This window comes from uncultured Cohaesibacter sp., from assembly GCF_963556055.3.
GTDB lineage: Bacteria > Pseudomonadota > Alphaproteobacteria > Rhizobiales > Cohaesibacteraceae > Cohaesibacter.
In genome coordinates this window covers 80,835-97,606 of the sequence record NZ_CAUVYE020000007.1, presented here as the reverse complement: position 1 = coordinate 97,606, position 16,772 = coordinate 80,835, and the positions used below count along the sequence as shown (strand labels likewise).

General features: G+C 54.3%; 16 protein-coding genes and 1 tRNA gene. 13 read left to right on the top strand and 4 right to left on the bottom strand.

Features of this window, described 5'->3' with window-relative positions; translation table 11 throughout:
- The first annotated feature begins 343 nt into the window (after positions 1-343).
- The 8 genes from ffh to ACHZB8_RS01910 all read left to right on the top strand — a co-directional run bounded on the left by ffh (position 344) and on the right by ACHZB8_RS01910 (position 7,593).
- A complete protein-coding gene (ffh, locus tag ACHZB8_RS01945; RefSeq protein ID WP_316858348.1) occupies positions 344-1,915 on the top strand; it encodes a signal recognition particle protein in 1,572 nt (523 codons plus the stop codon).
- A 111-nt stretch (positions 1,916-2,026) separates the two neighbouring features.
- Positions 2,027-2,422, top strand: a complete 396-nt coding sequence (rpsP, locus tag ACHZB8_RS01940; protein ID WP_316858347.1) for a 30S ribosomal protein S16 — start codon at positions 2,027-2,029, stop codon at positions 2,420-2,422.
- An 81-nt stretch (positions 2,423-2,503) separates the two neighbouring features.
- Entirely contained in the window at positions 2,504-3,121 is a 618-nt protein-coding gene (gene rimM, locus ACHZB8_RS01935) for a ribosome maturation factor RimM (protein WP_316858346.1), read from the top strand.
- A gap of 8 nt (positions 3,122-3,129) precedes the next feature.
- Positions 3,130-3,879 carry a tRNA (guanosine(37)-N1)-methyltransferase TrmD gene (gene trmD, locus ACHZB8_RS01930; protein ID WP_316858344.1) on the top strand — a complete coding sequence of 250 codons (750 nt, stop codon included), beginning with the start codon at positions 3,130-3,132 and terminating at the stop codon, positions 3,877-3,879.
- Between the two features lie 12 nt (positions 3,880-3,891).
- Positions 3,892-4,464: a GNAT family N-acetyltransferase gene (locus ACHZB8_RS01925; protein ID WP_316858343.1), complete on the top strand. Its 573-nt coding sequence runs from the start codon at positions 3,892-3,894 to the stop codon at positions 4,462-4,464.
- 327 nt (positions 4,465-4,791) lie between these two features.
- Complete coding sequence (gene rplS, locus ACHZB8_RS01920; RefSeq protein WP_316858342.1) at positions 4,792-5,253, top strand: 50S ribosomal protein L19; 462 nt, start codon at positions 4,792-4,794, stop codon at positions 5,251-5,253.
- A gap of 223 nt (positions 5,254-5,476) precedes the next feature.
- Positions 5,477-6,883 (top strand): 3-isopropylmalate dehydratase large subunit, encoded by a 1,407-nt coding sequence (gene leuC, locus ACHZB8_RS01915; RefSeq protein ID WP_316858341.1) that lies wholly within the window; start codon positions 5,477-5,479, stop codon positions 6,881-6,883.
- A gap of 242 nt (positions 6,884-7,125) precedes the next feature.
- Complete coding sequence (locus ACHZB8_RS01910; protein ID WP_316858339.1) at positions 7,126-7,593, top strand: GNAT family N-acetyltransferase; 468 nt, start codon at positions 7,126-7,128, stop codon at positions 7,591-7,593.
- An 85-nt stretch (positions 7,594-7,678) separates the two neighbouring features.
- Here ACHZB8_RS01910 and ACHZB8_RS01905 read toward each other — a convergent pair whose 3' ends face one another.
- Genes ACHZB8_RS01905 through tsaD form a run of 4 tightly spaced genes read right to left on the bottom strand, consistent with a single transcriptional unit; the run spans position 7,679 to position 10,553 of the window.
- Positions 7,679-8,098 (bottom strand): EVE domain-containing protein, encoded by a 420-nt coding sequence (locus ACHZB8_RS01905; RefSeq protein WP_316858337.1) that lies wholly within the window; start codon positions 8,096-8,098, stop codon positions 7,679-7,681.
- 17 nt (positions 8,099-8,115) lie between these two features.
- Positions 8,116-8,400 (bottom strand): YciI family protein, encoded by a 285-nt coding sequence (locus ACHZB8_RS01900; protein ID WP_316858335.1) that lies wholly within the window; start codon positions 8,398-8,400, stop codon positions 8,116-8,118.
- A 27-nt stretch (positions 8,401-8,427) separates the two neighbouring features.
- Positions 8,428-9,456 (bottom strand): NAD(P)H-dependent glycerol-3-phosphate dehydrogenase, encoded by a 1,029-nt coding sequence (locus ACHZB8_RS01895; RefSeq protein WP_316858334.1) that lies wholly within the window; start codon positions 9,454-9,456, stop codon positions 8,428-8,430.
- The gene (tsaD, locus tag ACHZB8_RS01890) at positions 9,453-10,553 is read right to left on the bottom strand and encodes a tRNA (adenosine(37)-N6)-threonylcarbamoyltransferase complex transferase subunit TsaD (RefSeq protein ID WP_316858333.1); all 1,101 of its coding nucleotides are present in this window, start codon (positions 10,551-10,553) and stop codon (positions 9,453-9,455) included. The genes ACHZB8_RS01895 and tsaD overlap by 4 nt, the downstream gene beginning before the upstream one ends.
- Before the next feature lie 180 nt (positions 10,554-10,733).
- Here tsaD and hemC point away from each other — a divergent pair, with 180 nt between their 5' ends.
- From hemC to ACHZB8_RS01865, 5 genes are all read left to right on the top strand, one after another.
- Positions 10,734-11,675: a hydroxymethylbilane synthase gene (gene hemC, locus ACHZB8_RS01885; RefSeq protein WP_316858332.1), complete on the top strand. Its 942-nt coding sequence runs from the start codon at positions 10,734-10,736 to the stop codon at positions 11,673-11,675.
- 63 nt (positions 11,676-11,738) lie between these two features.
- Entirely contained in the window at positions 11,739-12,452 is a 714-nt protein-coding gene (locus ACHZB8_RS01880; protein ID WP_316858331.1) for a uroporphyrinogen-III synthase, read from the top strand.
- 275 nt (positions 12,453-12,727) lie between these two features.
- Positions 12,728-14,422 (top strand): hypothetical protein, encoded by a 1,695-nt coding sequence (locus ACHZB8_RS01875; protein ID WP_316858330.1) that lies wholly within the window; start codon positions 12,728-12,730, stop codon positions 14,420-14,422.
- A gap of 18 nt (positions 14,423-14,440) precedes the next feature.
- Complete coding sequence (locus tag ACHZB8_RS01870; RefSeq protein WP_316858328.1) at positions 14,441-16,282, top strand: heme biosynthesis HemY N-terminal domain-containing protein; 1,842 nt, start codon at positions 14,441-14,443, stop codon at positions 16,280-16,282.
- A gap of 271 nt (positions 16,283-16,553) precedes the next feature.
- Positions 16,554-16,629 (top strand) — tRNA-Thr (locus tag ACHZB8_RS01865).
- Positions 16,630-16,772 lie beyond the last annotated feature (143 nt).

The window sequence follows — 16,772 nt, the reverse complement described above, 5'->3', positions numbered from 1 at the left end:
CGCAAGGCACACGGTCTCATCTTGTGGCGTTTCTTGCCGATTGTTGCAGCTCGATTCTTTATAATCTGCCTGAATTCGGCCAATAGTGAGTCAAACCCGGTTGACGAAAGGCCGATTTCCGCGTAAATACCGCCCATTCTCATCTTGCAGAATGAAAATTTGAGCCACTGACCCGGTCCCGCAAAGGTGTAAAGAGAACCGGGAAGTCCACATCCGACAGCGCGTTGCGCCCTCGGGTGATTTTCTGCTATGCGGCCTTTTGCGGTTGCTCTGGTTGGCAGATCGGTTGGAAAGGCCCAAATTGAGTTTTGCAGCTCGATGGGAAGAAACGAAGGAGCAATGGATGTTTGAATCGCTATCAGATCGCTTAAGCGGCATTTTTGACAAGCTCTCCAAGCGTGGTGCGCTATCGGAGGCTGATGTCAATTCTGCGCTGCGCGAGGTCAGACGCGCACTGATCGAGGCCGATGTTGCTCTGGATGTGGTCAGGACCTTTACGGAAAAAGTGAAGGAAAAGGCTGTTGGCGTTGAAGTCATCAAGTCGGTCAGTCCGGCGCAGATGGTGGTCAAGCTGGTGCATGACCAGTTGGTCGAAATGCTGGGCTCCAATGCTCAGGTGATCGATCTGAATGCGGCAGCGCCTGTCCCCATCATGATGGTTGGTCTTCAGGGCTCCGGTAAAACCACCTCGACAGCCAAGATTTCTCTTCGCCTTCAAAACCGGGATCGCAAAAAGGTCTTGATGGCGTCTCTTGATACCCGCCGCCCGGCGGCGCAGGAACAGCTGCGCGTTCTGGGTGAGCAGAACGGGATCGAGACCCTGCCAATCGTTGCCGGACAAAGCCCGACCCAGATTGCCAAACGCGCGATCACTGCCGCAAAGCTTGGCGGCTTTGATGTTGTCATGCTCGATACCGCTGGCCGTACCCATGTGGATGAGCCGCTGATGGTCGAGATGGAAGAGATCCGCAAGGTGACCAACCCGCACGAGATCCTTCTGGTTGCTGACAGCCTGACCGGTCAGGATGCGGTGAATGTGGCCAAGAGTTTCGATGAGCGCTGCGATGTCACCGGTATCGTTCTCACCCGAGTTGACGGGGATGGCCGTGGTGGTGCTGCGCTTTCGATGCGCGCGGTAACGGGCAAGCCGATCAAGTTGATGGGTGTTGGCGAGAAGGCCGATGCGCTGGAAGAATTTCATCCCGAGCGTATTGCTGGCCGTATTCTGGGCATGGGCGACATTGTCTCGCTGGTAGAAAAAGCCGCAGAGACGATTGACGCTGAAAAAGCGGCGCTTGCAGCAGAGAAAATGCGCAAGGGCAAGTTTGATCTTGAGGATTTGAAAGATCAGCTTGGCCAGATGGCAAAACTTGGCGGCATGAGCGGCATCATGGGATTGATGCCCGGTGTCGGCAAGCTCAAGAAGCAGATGTCTGCGGCCAATCTGGATGATTCCATCGTCAATCGTCAGGTGGCCATTATCAATTCCATGACCCGCAAAGAACGTCGTAATCCCGAAATCTTGAAAGCCAGCCGCAAGAAGCGTGTGGCAGCAGGTGCCGGGGTAGAAGTGTCCGAGGTCAACAAGCTTTTGAAAATGCATCGCCAGATGGCGGACATGATGAAAAAGCTTGGCAAACAGAAGGGCGGCCTTGGTGGTCTGTTCGGTGGCGGAATGCCAAAGATCGATCCGGCAGAGCTCGAGGCGATGCAGAAATCCGGCCAAATGCCTGATATGGGCGATTTGGCAAAAGGAATGGGTGGCGGAATGCCCGGTGGCTTCCCCAACTCGCTTTCCGGGGGTCTTCCAGGAGGATTGCCAGGCGGTATGCCGGGTCTTCCGGGACTGGGTGGCCCAAAACTTCCCGGCATGGGTGGAATGCCCGGCGGGAAAGGGAAAAAGAAGAAACGCTAGACCGGTCCTTCCGGACTGGTTGAAGAATAAGGAACAAGGCCAAGGGCTGAGCGCAGCCGTCAAAAAGTTGGCCGTTTGAAACAATAAAGCCGAATTTGGAAAGGAAACTCCATGGCTCTGAAACTTCGTTTGGCCCGCGGTGGCTCCAAAAAACGTCCTTACTATCGTATCGTTGTTGCTGATGTTCGCTCTCCACGCGATGGCCGCTTCATCGAGAAAGTTGGTTCTTATAGCCCACTGCTGCCAAAAGATTCCGAAGATCGCGTGCAGCTCGATGTTGAGCGCATTCAGCATTGGATTGCTCAGGGTGCAAAACCAACCGACCGTGTTTTGCGCTTCCTTGATGCCGCCGGTCTGGCAAAACGTCCTGCTCGCAACAACCCGAACAAAGCAAAACCGGGCGCGAAAGCTCAGGAACGTCTTGAAGAACAGCGCATGAAAGAAGAAGAAGCTGCTGCCGCTGCCGCCGAGGCTGCTGCCGCACCTGCTGAAGAAAGCGCCGAGTAATCTGGCCTTTTTAAAGGGGAGTTTGGGCCATCCGCCCGGACTCCCTTTTTTTATTGAACTCGGATTAAGGGGAAGATCGGAATGGCCAAACAAGGCTCTGAGCCAAAGGACAAGATCTGCATCGCCCAGATCGGGGCAGCTCATGGTGTGCGGGGCGAGGTGCGGCTGAAACTGTTTTCCGATGATCCCGATGCCTTTTTTCAATATGGTCCGTTGGAAAATGCGGATGGCTCGCGCCGTTTTGAAATCCAGTCTGCCCGTCTTTCAAAAACTGTTTACGTCTGCCGGATCAAGGGTCTGAATGATCGCAATGAAGCGGAATCGCTCAATGGCGTGCGGCTCTATGTCGATCGGGACAAATTGCCCGAGCTTGAGGAAGAAGAGTTTTACCATTCCGATCTGATTGGACTTGAGGCGCGGCTTGAAGATGGCACGTCTCTCGGTTCGATTGTCGCCATTCAGGACTTTGGTGCCGGAGATATGCTTGATGTCATGCCCGCACGGGGCAAGGGCTATTATATTCCTTTCACACGGGAAGCCGTGCCCGAGATTCATGTCTCTGAAGGCTATGTTCTGATTGTGCCACCCGAAGGGCTGCTTGATGAAGTCGATGAGGCGGAAAAGGCTCTGGAAGGTGAGGGCGTTGATTTCAGTCAAACGCCGGAATTGCTTGAAGGGCTCAAAAAGGATCAGGATTAAGATCAATCATGTCGGATGTGAATCCAATCGATGAAGGTCAGAATGAAGCGCAGATTGCACCCTGGCGGGCGACGGTCCTGACCCTTTTTCCGGACATGTTTCCCGGACCCCTGGGTACGACGCTTGCAGGTCGAGCGCTTGAAAATGGTCTCTGGTCGCTTGATACGCTGCATATTCGTGATTTCGCGGAAGGAAAGCATCGCAATGTCGATGACACACCAGCCGGTGGTGGTGCCGGTATGGTTTTGCGGCCCGACGTGCTGGCCCGCGCCATTGATCATGCCACCGGCGAGGGTGATCAAAGGCCGCGCATTCTGCTTTCACCGCGCGGCAAGCCCCTGACGCAGGAAAAGGTGCGGGAGCTCAAAGATGCTGATGGCGTCATTCTTCTTTGCGGTCGCTTCGAAGGGGTCGATCAGCGGGTGATCGACGGGCGGCAACTGGAAGAGATTTCCATTGGCGACTATATCCTGTCCGGTGGCGAATTGGGGGCGATGGTGCTGATGGATGCGGTGGTGCGATTGTTGCCCGGCGTCATGGGCAAGGTTGCCTCCGGCGAAGACGAGAGCTTTGAAAGCGGTCTTCTGGAATATCCTCATTATACCCGTCCAACCGAGTGGGAGGGACGGGACATTCCCGAAATCTTGACATCGGGGCATCATGGCAACATAGCGAAATGGCGCCATGAGCAATCGGTGGCTCTCACGAAAGAGCGCCGACCAGACCTGTATGAGGCCTGGGAACGGGAGAAGGAGTGAGGAGGTGTTGATTTGAGCAACTTTACTCTATCCACGGCGCGCTTGAAGATCCGCTCATGGAGACAATCGGACAGCGAACCTTACGCCAGTATCAATGCTGATCCACGTGTGAGGGAATTCTTGGGCGACCCACTGACGCGATTACAAAGTGATGCGCAGATCCGCGAATTTGACAGGCATGAGCGCCGACATGGTTTCACATTTTGGGCAATGGAGATCCCCAATGTAAAGCCTTGCATTGGCTTTGTTGGTCTTCAGAGAACCGATTACGAATCACATTTCACCCCAGCAATAGAAATTGGATGGCGACTTGATCCGTCTTGCTGGGGGCATGGATACGCCACTGAAGGCGCATCGGCGGTCCTGAGGCATGCTTTTGAAAAGCTGGGATTGGAAGAGGTCGTCGCTGTGACGGTGCCTCAAAATGTCAAGTCGCAATCGGTCATGAAGCGGCTTGGTATGACATATTCGCCGGAAGACGATTTTGATCATCCCGAAGAAGAGACGGGTCATCCGCTCCAGAGGAGTGTTCTTTATCGCATCCGGCGCGACCAGTTTGTGACAAAAATAGTCCGATCTCGTTAGCGGCCTTGTCAGATTCCCTTTTTTACGTACCTCAAACCGGCGCATGGCATTGAACGTCTTGACGGCCCGGATGGGTGTCATTTGGTTTGGCCATTGGCCCGGCCACATTTTTCTTGTTCGCTCCATGTTAATGCGCCAAATCCCAAAAAACCTTCATTTTGAATCACTTTTAGGGGTGACAAACGGACATATATTGGGTATTACGCCCCACAATCTGATTTCCAACAAGTACGGCGAAACCGGCCCTTGTGGCATGTCGGGTGGTCAATGACCCGGCGGGACTGCATTGGACGCTCTGGTCGTAGTGATACAACAAGAGTGAACATCATGAATATCATTGAAGAGCTCGAACAAGAGCAAATGGCTGAAATCAAAGCTCAGCGCGAGATTCCTGAATTTTCTCCCGGTGACACCGTTCGTGTGAATGTGCGTGTGACCGAAGGCACCCGTAACCGTGTTCAGGCCTATGAAGGCGTTTGCATTGCGCGTACCGGCGGTGGCCTGAATGAAAGCTTCACCGTTCGCAAGATTTCCTATGGCGAAGGTGTTGAGCGTGTTTTCCCGATCTATTCTCCGATGCTTGACAGCGTGGAAGTGGTTCGCCGCGGTAAAGTTCGTCGTGCGAAACTCTACTATCTGCGCGGTCGTCGCGGTAAATCTGCCCGTATCGTTGAAGCAACCAACTCGCGCGCCCGTCGTCTTAACGATGTGGCAAAAGCAAAAGCTGCTGAAGAGCGCGCAGCGAAAAAAGCCGAAGCCAAAGCCGCTTCCGAAGGCAACGCCGAATAGGGGCAGACCGGTTTTACCGTATTTGCCAGAAATTGCCCGGTGCGATTGCGCATCGGGCTTTTTTGTATCGAAATTGCGGTAGATCGAGTCTTTTCATAAGATTCTTGCTTGACCTTGACCAAGGAACTATCGCAATTAAAAGCAAAAGAAAGCTGATCTCGCGTTTTGATCACCGGCGGGATCTGCGCTTGATGAATTTACTCTAAGAGGACTGGTACCAAGCATGTGCGCAGCAAAGACCCTTTACGATAAAATCTGGGATTCCCATGTGGCCGATCAACAGGAAGACGGTACCTGCCTGCTCTATATTGATCGTCACCTCGTTCATGAAGTGACTTCTCCGCAGGCGTTTGAAGGTTTGCGCATGACCGGTCGCAAAGTGAGATCACCCCAGCGGACCCTGGCTGTGGTTGACCACAATGTTCCGACAACCGACCGGACCAAGGGCATTGATGATCCTGAATCCAAATTGCAGGTGGAAACTCTGGCTGCCAATGCGAATGAGTTCGGCGTCGAGTATTTCAATGAGCTGGACAAGCGTCAGGGCGTTGTTCATATCGTAGGCCCGGAACAGGGGTTCACCTTGCCCGGTATGACCATTGTCTGTGGTGATTCTCATACCTCGACCCATGGTGCGTTCGGTTCGCTGGCGCACGGTATCGGCACCTCCGAAGTCGAGCATGTTCTGGCGACCCAGACTCTGGTTCAGAAAAAAGCCAAAAACATGAAGGTGGAAGTCACCGGCAAGCTTGGCGAAGGGGTTACGGCGAAAGACATCGTGCTGGCTATCATCGGTAAGATCGGTACCGGTGGTGGTACTGGCCATGTGATCGAATTCTGCGGTGAAGCGATTCGCGACCTGTCGATGGAAGGGCGCATGACCATTTGCAACATGACCATCGAGGCTGGCGCTCGTGCCGGTCTGATCGCACCGGACGAAAAAACCTTTGCCTATATCAAGGGTCGCCCGAAAGCTCCGACCGGGGCTGACTGGGACAAGGCGCTGGAATTCTGGAAAACCCTCTATACCGATGAGGGTGCCGAATTCGATACCATCGTGACGCTTGATGCCGCTTCCCTGCCACCAATCGTTTCTTGGGGCACCAGCCCGGAAAATGTCACCACAATTGACGGAACGACACCGGATCCGGAAAAAATCGAGGACGAAGCTCGCAAAGCAGCGGTCATTCGTGCGCTCGACTATATGGGTCTTGCGCCCAACACCAAGATGACCGACATCGCTGTCGATCGCATTTTCATCGGTTCCTGCACCAACGGTCGCATCGAAGATTTGCGCGCCGCTGCCGATATTTTCAAGGGCCGCAAGGTGAAAGACGGTATCAATGCGATGATCGTGCCGGGCTCTGGTCTGGTCAAGGAACAGGCTGAAGCCGAAGGTCTGGACAAGATCTTCGTTGAAGCCGGTTGCGAGTGGCGTGAGCCGGGCTGCTCCATGTGTCTTGCAATGAATGCGGACAAGCTGGAGCCGGGTGAACGGTGTGCGTCCACTTCGAACCGCAACTTCGAAGGCCGTCAGGGTTTCAAGGGCCGCACGCATCTGGTCTCGCCAGCAATGGCTGCGGCTGCCGCGGTGGCTGGTCACTTCATTGACGTGCGTGATCTCGACTAGGACTATTCTCCTCAATTCATGGACAAAAAGCCGGGTTTTACGATCCGGCTTTTTTTGTTCTTATTCTTTGGGCGAGGAAGCTATTGGATAAATGGGGAAGGTGCGACAGTATGGATTGAGTAATTTGTCGCGCGTTCTACGATAGCTCTCTTAAGCAATGCATGCTGTCGAGGCGCGAGAGCTGCTTGATATTGGTCACGGCGGGTTTGAATGCCATAGCAAGAGAAGAGATGGGAGTGAGAATGAGCGAGTTTGACATCAAGAAATTGGAACTGGATGCTGCCCTTGAGTTGGCTCCCCTGATTTCCGCTTATGCGCAAGAGCGTAAACGTGGTGCACCACGTCAGCCTGACATGTTTTATGCCGAGATTTTGCTAACGGACCGCACGGCAGAGGTCATGGGGGCTTATGTGGGTGGAAAGCTCAGTGCTTTCTGCACTTTCTTTGATCTGCCGGAAACCATTTCGGGCAAACGGGTCGGTCATGTCGATATTCTTTATGTCGATTATGAAGCCCGGGGCATTGGGGTGACCAAGGCCATGATCGAAGCGCTGATCCAGATTGGGGATGAACGCAATTGGCTTGAATTGCAGTGGAATGATCCCAATGAAGTGCAGCAGGAGAAAATCGCCGAGATCTCGCGTCTCTCAACGACCGAATCCACGCGTTTGTCCATCGGTATTCACGAAGAGCATACCAAGGTGAAGTAATTGTTCCGACTGTGAATGAGCGTCTTGAGGGGAAGGCATCTTGGGCGGATGTCTTCCCTTTTTGCTTTCTGATTGTCTTGTTCGATCAGGCTTTGACGCCAGCCATTTGGCAGACGATCATCCATTCCTCATCGGTTACCGGCTGAACCGACAGACGGGAATTGTTGATCAGCATCATCTTGCCCAGTTCCGGATGGGCCTTGCAATCCTCAAGCGTGACAGGCGTCTTGACCGGTTCGATGGCCTTGATGTCAACGCATTCCCATTTGCCGCTGTCGTCTGTGCTGTCGGGATGGATTTCCTTGCAGACCTCGACAATGCCGACGATGCGTTTCTCTTTGACCGAATGATAAAAGAAACCACGGTCACCAAGGGCCATTTTCCGCATATTGTTGCGGGCCTGATAGTTGCGCACGCCGTTCCATTCTTCGCCCGCTTCCCCTTTGGCGACCTGGTCGTCCCAGCTCCATGTGTTGGGTTCAGATTTGAAAAGCCAGTAAGCCATATGCCTCTCCGGGTGCCTTATTCTGGTTTGCCAAGGACCCATTTCCAGGGCAGGATGGTGACAGAGCTGAAGAGGCCCGCCTTGGCATATGGGTCTTGGGCGAGGAAGGCTTCGAGAGCTTGTTTGTCATCGGCTTCGCAGATCAGGCAGGAGCCGATCATATCGCCGCTGTCAGACAGCAACGGGCCGCCCACTTGCAGGGTTGCAGCATTTTCCTTTGCGAAGGCAAGATGGGCATCACGGTTTGCCTTGCGAATGTCGAGGGCACCTTCCTTGTCTGTACAGGTGACGATGAAATGCATGGGGCTGCTCCTTTTTCTGTTTGATTGCTATTGGATGTGATCACTTTCCGCTCTTAATGGGCGGCTCATGAGTTTGGTGACGGCTTCGTCTATGGTGGTGTTTTGTTCGAGCACATCGGCGACCGCCTGGGCGATCGGCAATTCGATGCCGTTCCGGTTGGCCAGTTCCACCGCTACTCGTGCGGTATAGGCGCCTTCGGACAGTTTGGCAGTTGGTGCCATCAGGTTACTCAAGTCGTGTCCTTCACCGAGGGCGTAGCCAAAGGAGAAATTGCGGCTTTGTCTGCTCGAACAGGAAAGGGCAACATCGCCAAACCCGGACAGGCCCATCAAGGTGTCGGGACGGGCACCAAGCTTGAGGGCAAGACGCTGGATTTCAGCAAAGCCTCTGGTCATCAGCGCTGCATGGGCACTGGCGCCCAATTGCTTGCCCATGACGATACCACAGGCTATGGCCAGGATGTTTTTCAGGGCACCACCGAGCTGAACGCCAACAAGATCGGTGCTGGCATAGGGGCGAAAAGACCGGCTCGAAAGGCTGGCGCAGAGCTCTTCGGCTAGCGTCATCCGGGGGGCTGCAATGGTGACGGCCGTTGGCAAACCGCGCGCCACGTCGGCGGCAAAGGATGGACCGGACAGAATGGCCGGAACAGCCTGAGGCAGATAGTCTGACAGCACCTCGCTCATCATGCGTTGGGTACCCTTCTCCAGTCCCTTTGCGGCCAGAATGATCGGTGTGCCTTTTGCAACATAAAGGCCGATCGTCTCGGCAATCTTGGCCGTTGTCTGGGCCGGAGCGACCAGCAAGATACAATCGGCGTCTGCCGCTTCGGTGATGTCGGTTGTCGTTTCAATCGGCTTGTCGAAGGTGATGCCCGGCAGATAGGCTGGCAAGGCGTGTCTGCAACTGATTGACTCAAGGTTTTCGCTGTTGCGACCCCAGAGTAGGACGTCACGTCCGGCCCGCACCGCAGTAAGAGCAAGGGCAGTGCCCCAGGCCCCTGCACCCAGTACCGAGATGCGTTGAAACCGTTTTTTATCCGATCCGGTTGTCATGCCTTGGCTCCTTTGCGTCCGGCGCCGATTTTGGCTTGGGCATTCTTGTCGAGCGGCCAGCGTGGACGGGCGGGTGTGTTGAGCGGGCTCGTCAAGCCAAGGGCCAGTCTTTCGGCTCCGGCCCAGGCGATCATGACGCCATTATCCGTGCAAAGTCTGATCGGTGGCGCAACCAATTCGGCCTGTTGTTCCGACAGGGTTTGTTCGAGCATGGCACGAATCGCCTTATTGGCAGCCACACCGCCAGCCACGATCAATTGCGGATTGGCAATGTCGGGAAAGCGCTCCTTGAAAGTTGAAATGGCCTTGCCGATGCGGTCCGCAAGGATTTCACAAATTGCTGCCTGGAAGGAGGCACAGAGGTCGCAAACATCCTGCTCACTGAGTGGCGCGATCTTTTCCGCTTCCCGTCGTACCGCGCTTTTAAGACCGGAAAACGAGAAGTCAAAGCCATCTCGACCTTTCATCGAGCGTGGCAGGGCAAAGCGTTTGGGATCACCCGAGGCCGCAGCCTTTTCCACTTCCGGCCCTCCGGGATAGGGCAGGCCAAGCAATTTTGCCGTCTTGTCAAAGGCTTCGCCAAGCGCGTCGTCAATGGTGGTGCCCCAGCGTTCATACTCACCGACATTCCTGACAAGCAGAATCTGGCTGTGTCCGCCTGATACCAGCAGAAGCAGATGCGGGAAGGGGGCATTGTTGGTCAGGCGCGCGGTGAGGGCGTGGCCCTCGAGATGGTTCACCGCGATGAGCGGCAGATTATGGGCGGCCGCGATGGCTTTGGCACTCATAAGCCCGACCAGGACCCCGCCGATCAGGCCCGGACCGGCTGTCGCTGCCACGCCGTCGAGCTGATCAAAGCCAAGGCCTGCTTCCTGCATGGCCTTTTTGATGATTCCATCGAGCATGTCGACATGGGCGCGGGCAGCAATTTCTGGCACCACACCGCCGTAGATTGCATGATCCTCGATCTGGCTCAACACAATGTTTGAGAGAATTTCTCCCTGTGCGGTTCCAGTTTGCTGCGGGTCATTATCAAATCGTCTAATGATTGCCGCAGCAGTTTCATCACAACTTGTTTCTATGCCTAAAACGATCATTGCACGGATTGCTTGCTTGCCTTTATTGTGAGGATCCAGATCGGGTCGCGAATGTGAAAGTTTGATTGGCCTGACTATTAGAACAATCGAGGAAAAATGGCATCCCCTTTTTTCGAGCAGGCCCCAAAGGGGCATCTTGCAAAATGGAATGAGGGCAACAAGAGCATGAAGGCCTGATCAATGCAATCCAAACTCATAAAAATCGGCACCCGGGGCAGCAAGTTGGCGCTCGCTCAAGCCTACGAGACACGAAAGCGTTTGATGGATGCGCATGGTCTTGAAGAGGATGCGTTCGAAATCATGGTCATCAAGACGACCGGCGATCAGATTCTTGACAAGCCCCTCTCGGAAGCTGGCGGCAAGGGGCTGTTCACCAAGGAAATCGAGGAAGCCTTGCTCGATGGGCGGATTGATCTTGCCGTGCATTCGTCAAAAGACATGCCGACCTATTTGCCCGATGGCCTGGAGCTTTCGGTCTTCTTGCCACGGGAGGATGTGCGAGACGCCTTCATTTCCCGCAAATATGGATCGCTTGCGGAGATGCCCGCAGGGGCCATTGTCGGAACTTCGTCTTTGCGGCGGCAGGCGATGGTCAGGAAATTGCGCCCTGATCTTGAGGTTGTCATGTATCGCGGCAATGTGCAGCGTCGGCTTGAAAAGCTGGAGGAAGGCGTGGCCGATGCGACCTTGCTGGCCTGTGCCGGTTTGAAACGGCTTGGTGACGAGGATGTCATTACATCGGCGATCGAGGTCACCGATTTCCTGCCAGCGGTTGGCCAGGGTGCAATTGGTATTGAATCGCGGGTGGGTGATGATGCGATCAATCAGTTGCTTGCGCCCATTCATCATGAACCAACGGCAAGGGCGCTTGTTTGCGAACGGGCATTTCTTCGGGTTCTTGACGGATCTTGCCGGACACCGATTGCCGGTTTTGCCAAGGTCGATGGGGATCGTCTATCCTTTGCCGGGCTTGTCCTGATGCCTGATGGCAGCGCCTTTTATGATATTTCAGATATGGGGGCCGCTTCAGATGCCGAGGCTATCGGGGAGCGGGCTGCCTATTCTTTGCGCGAGAAGGCGGGTGCAGCGTTTTTTGCCGCAGTTCTGGCCGCAAGCCAATAGGGCGAGAGCGTCGTTGATCATCGTTTCCATTGTCAAACTGAGCGTCATCCGGGGGAGCTGTCGTTGAAACTGTTGGTAACCCGACCGGAGATTGATCAGCAGCAAACCGTGCAAGCTCTGAAGGATCTTGGCGTTGTTGCGATATCTTCACCGCTGATGGATATCGTACCGCTGGATTTTTCATTGCCGGTCAAAGATTGGCAAGCCGTGATTGTCACGTCGCGAAATAGCCTTCGGTTGCTCGACCCGGCTGATCTTGAGGGGTTGATTCACCGTCCCCTCTTTTGCGTTGGATCTCGAACTGCACAATTGGCACGGACACTCGGCTTTACCGATATTCGGACTCATGGGCAAAATAGCGATGCTCTGATTGACATGATTCTGGAAAGTCTTCACGCCGATAATGGGCCCCTTCTCTATCTGGCGGGCAAATTCAGGGCGGGTCGGTTGCAAGATGTGTTGCAGACGCATGCTTTTGAAATATCGCTCTTGGAAGTCTATGAAGCGCGGGCAAGAAACAGGCTGACAGAAGACGCAGCAAATGCACTCAGGGAGCGTTCGCTTGACGGGGTCTTGCTCTATTCGGAGAGAAGTTGCCGATTGCTGCTTTCCTTGCTTGAGAGGGAAGAGCTTGCCGAGTTTGCAAAAACCATAATTTACTATTGCCTTTCGGAAGCTGTTGCGTTTCCATTGCGTCAGCTAGGCTATCCTTTGGTCGTGGCGAAGGTAGCAAATGAGACTTCTTTGCTTGATTGTGTGAGGCTTAGCCATAACTAATTAATCTATTGATGCATAATTTGGTGATGACGCTGTTGCTCTCGGAAACAAGACTATAGGCTTGTCTGAGATTCTGAAAAACTGTTATTGCGTATGAGTGATAGGGGCTTGCAAGAATCCCTTGTTCGGCATTCAAATAGGTCTCAGAGTTGCATTTTCTGATCCGCCCGGTCTGTGACCAGAAAAAGCCACTCGATGTGATTGGGAGTTCGGCTGTGATCATCGGGTCGAAGCCGTGAAATGATCGTCCCGCCCGGCGGGAATTGAGGAATGGTATGACAGTTCGCAAATCTACCACCGGCTTCGATGCCGAAGGAAATCCGGTTAAAACCATTGAATTGACCGCAGAAGACATAACCAAGAGCGAGCCCGAAGAGCCGCAAGCGGACACCGTTGCCGATCAGGATCAGATACCTCCGTCTGAGGAGCAAACGGCAACAGATGGTTTCGGGGACGAGGAAAAACACACCGAAGCCATGGACGCCACCCAAACCGAGGGCGAGGTGAATGACACCGACAGGTCCGAGGAGACAGAACAGGAAAAGGCAGAGGAAGCGGTAAGCGAGGCTGGCTCTTCATCGGATGACTATGAGAGCGGACTATCGGAAGCTCCCCAGGAGGACCAGGCGGATCGGGAGACGGAGAGTGGCGAACCCACAAGCCCAGAGAAAGCGCTGCCCGCTTCCGGGATGCAAGCGGACACGATCGCCGTGAGTGATACGCCAAGACAGAAGGGTGGATTTTTCCCCGGCCTTGTCGGTGGTTTGCTCGGTGGCGCTGCAATTCTGGCGTTGGCCTATGGTGGTCTGCAACAGGGATATGTTCAGTTGCCGTCTTCTGATGTCCAATCCTCTGAGCAGGCAACACAGATCGCCCAGTTGCAAAGCGAATTATCCTCGATCAAATCAGAGTTGGTTGAAGTGTCTGGTCCGGATATCGGATCGCTTGTCAATCGTCTTTCCGAATTGGAAAGCAAGGTGGACAATCTTGGCACCGAGCTGATCGAACAACCCACAGACGGTCCGCAAGTCGAGGCCGATGCAACACAGGATGCAGGCGCTGAGGAAGCGGCCGGGTTGCCATTGGCGGGGACGTCTCTGGCCTTGCAGTTTGAAGGGCTGACAGCGCGGATTGACGAACTCAAGGGAAGGCTTGATACTGTCGAGACCTTGAGAACCGACCTGATCGCAACCAATGCAAAGGTTGCAGCTCTGGAGTTGGGTCTGGTCGAGCAGGCAAAAGATATCGAAACCAAAGCGGCTGAGCAAACTGCAAAACTCAATGAAGCTCTGAAGGCCAGCAAGAATGACATTCTGTCGTCTTCTGATCGGCGTTTCAATGATGTGGTGGTTGATCTGACCAAGCTTGATGAAAAGGTGACCACGGAGGCCAAGGCGCTTCGCGAGCGTGTAACCTCGCTCGAGGAAAACAATCTCTCCGAAGAAATGCAGAATTCGGCGCGGACCATCGCCCTTGCCAGCCTTGAAAATGCGGTGGCGTCCGGTTCCAGCTTCCAAATGGCTCTCAATACTTTCTCCGAAGTCGTCGGTGAGCATGAGGCGGTGGCAAGCCTTGCGCCATATGCCGATGGTGCGCCAACCAGCAAGCAACTGGTGGATGGCTATCGCGCCATTTATGATGACATTTTGCGGCAAGCAGAAGATGCAGGGGCAACGACCATGCTCGACAAGTTTCTGCTGAGCGCCCAGAGCCTTGTGAAGGTTCGCTCCTTGAGTGGCGAGAAAAAGGGCGAGAGCCTCACTAGCCGTCTCGGGGTCATCGACTATTTTGTCGGAAAAGGCGATTTGACGAAAGCGGCTGAAGAATGGGATGGTTTGCCAGACGCCGCCAAAGAGTCCGAGGCCGCCAAGCAGTGGATCAACGGATTGAAGGCACGCATCGCAGTCGATGCCGCCATGGACACCATTCGCGCTGAGTTTGGCAAAGGCGCCAGCAATTCTGCGAGTTAAGGTGGGGAATGGAATGTTATGATTAAAACGCTCATCTTTTTTGCTTTTTTGCTGGCCATTGCATTTGGTGGTGCCTGGCTTGCGGACCGGCCAGGTGAAATCGTCATCAACTGGCCATGGCTCGATATGGGGTTTGAGATTTCCCTGCTTATGGGATTCCTTCTTGTTGTGGCTGCGATGGCTTTGGCCGTCATCCTTTGGGTCTTTGTCAAGGGGATCTGGAATTCTCCGAAGTCGGTGGCGGGTTTCTTTTCGGGTCGTCGTCGTGACAAAGGTTACAAGGCACTGTCTACCGGCATGATTGCTGTCGGTGTGGGGGATCTTGCCCTTGCCCGCAAACAGGCAATCAAGGCTCGCAAGCTGATCGGTGAAGAACCGATGACGCTGATGCTCGAAGCGCAGACCGCGCAGTTGGCTGGAGACGTGACCAAGGCACGGCAAAGCTTCGAATCGATGCTTGAACTTGATGAAACCCGCGCCCTCGGTCACAGGGGCCTTTACATTGAAGCGCAGCGGCGCGGAGATGTGGAGGAAGCCATGGAGATGGCAAAGGCAGCGACGGGCGAGGGGCAGAAATCTCCTGGATGGGCGGGCACCGCACTCTTTGATATGCAGACGGCATCAGAAGACTGGCAAGGGGCGCTGATTACCCTGTCGCAGAATTTCACCAACAAGCATATTTCCCGCGTTGACTTCCGCCGCAAACGTGCGGTCATTCTTACCGCTCAGGCGCAGGCTCTGGAGGGTGAAGACAATGGCGACGCGTCCATGCGGTCGCTTTTGCAGGAAGCCTGCAAACTGGCTCCCAACCTTGTTCCCGCCGTTTCCCGCTACGCCCAGCTTCTCAATGATGTCAAAGACTATCGCAAGGCTTCCAAACTTGTTGAAGCCGCTTGGCGAGCTTCTCCCCATCCAGATCTTGCTCGCGTCTATGCATATATCAAGGATGGAGAAACGGCGGTTGATCGCCTTAAACGCATACGGGTTCTCTATGGCCTGATGCCTGATCATGTCGAATCCAAGCTTGCCATGGCGCGTGCTTTCATTGATGCCCGTGAATGGGCCGAAGCCAGAAATGTCCTTGGCGATCTGGCCAGAGATAATCTCACTCCGCGTGTTTGCATGTTGATGGCCGAGCTGGAAGAAGGCGAAAATAATGATTTCGGTAGAGTGCGGCAGTGGCTGGCGCGGTCTGTTGGCGCTCATCGTGATCCTGTCTGGACCGCTGATGGTCAGGTTAGCAATGTCTGGAAACCGATCTCGCCAGTGACGGGCAAAATTGATGCCTTTGAATGGAAAGTGCCAGTTCGCGAGCTGGCGCAGTCCGAGCAGCCGGTTCTGGATAGCCGCGATATTCCTGCTTCAGAAGATGAGCTATCCGATGAGGACATGGTTTTGTTGCCTCTGGCAAGAGATGCAGAAAAGAAGGCCGCTGATGAGGCGGGGGCTGCATCCAAGGCATCCTTTGCAAAGGATGAAGAGCCCGAGGACATTGTGGTCGAGCCGGTCGCCGAGACAGACGTCAAGGATACCGTTTCAACGGGCGACGAGGTAAAGGTTGCTGCCAAGGATGCGTCGGCGGTTGAGGTCGGGGAAGCCGAACTCTCCGAGCCTGATTCAGAGGAAGAAGGTCAAGTTTCCGAGCCAACATCTCAAGAAGACGAGGTCGTGGCAGAGGCTGACGCCGAACCGGTGCAAAAGGGCGATGACAAAGCGATTGAGGCGGAAGCCTTGCGCTCGAGGATCGAAGCCAAGAAGCCGCATGAGGTTGAATTTCCGTTGCCAAGTCCACCCGATGATCCGGGCCCGAGGCAAGATCCATTGCCAGGCTCTCCGGAAAAGCGTTTCCGCCTGTTCTAGGAAATGGTTTTCGCCGATACCAGTCTGGTAACAGGGTGGGCAAGGCCTGTCACAGGACATGGGAATTGGGATGCAGAATTGTTGTTGTGTTTTCCCAATTCTCACCAAAATGAGGGATTGCCTCTTGCTCTTCTCAGTGGAATTGGCTAAGAGAGGCCACCCAAATTCTTATGGTTCGATCAAGTGTGCTTTCAGAAAGCTGACTTGATCCATAAGATCCTGATTCATCTTGGTTGCTTGCCTGGCAAGTCGATTATTCAGGATATGGCAAGCTGCTGTAGCTCAGTTGGTAGAGCAACGCATTCGTAATGCGTGGGTCGTAGGTTCAAGTCCTATCAGCAGCACCATTTACTCATCCCTTTCTGCCTGCCAGCCCAAAGGATAGAGGTTGGGTTCAAGGGGTCTCCTCTCACCAGTCCGATAGTTGCAATCTCACGAAATGCTTGGTCGATGGCCTCGGCGCGGCTTATCGAGCCTTTGTCGCCATGAT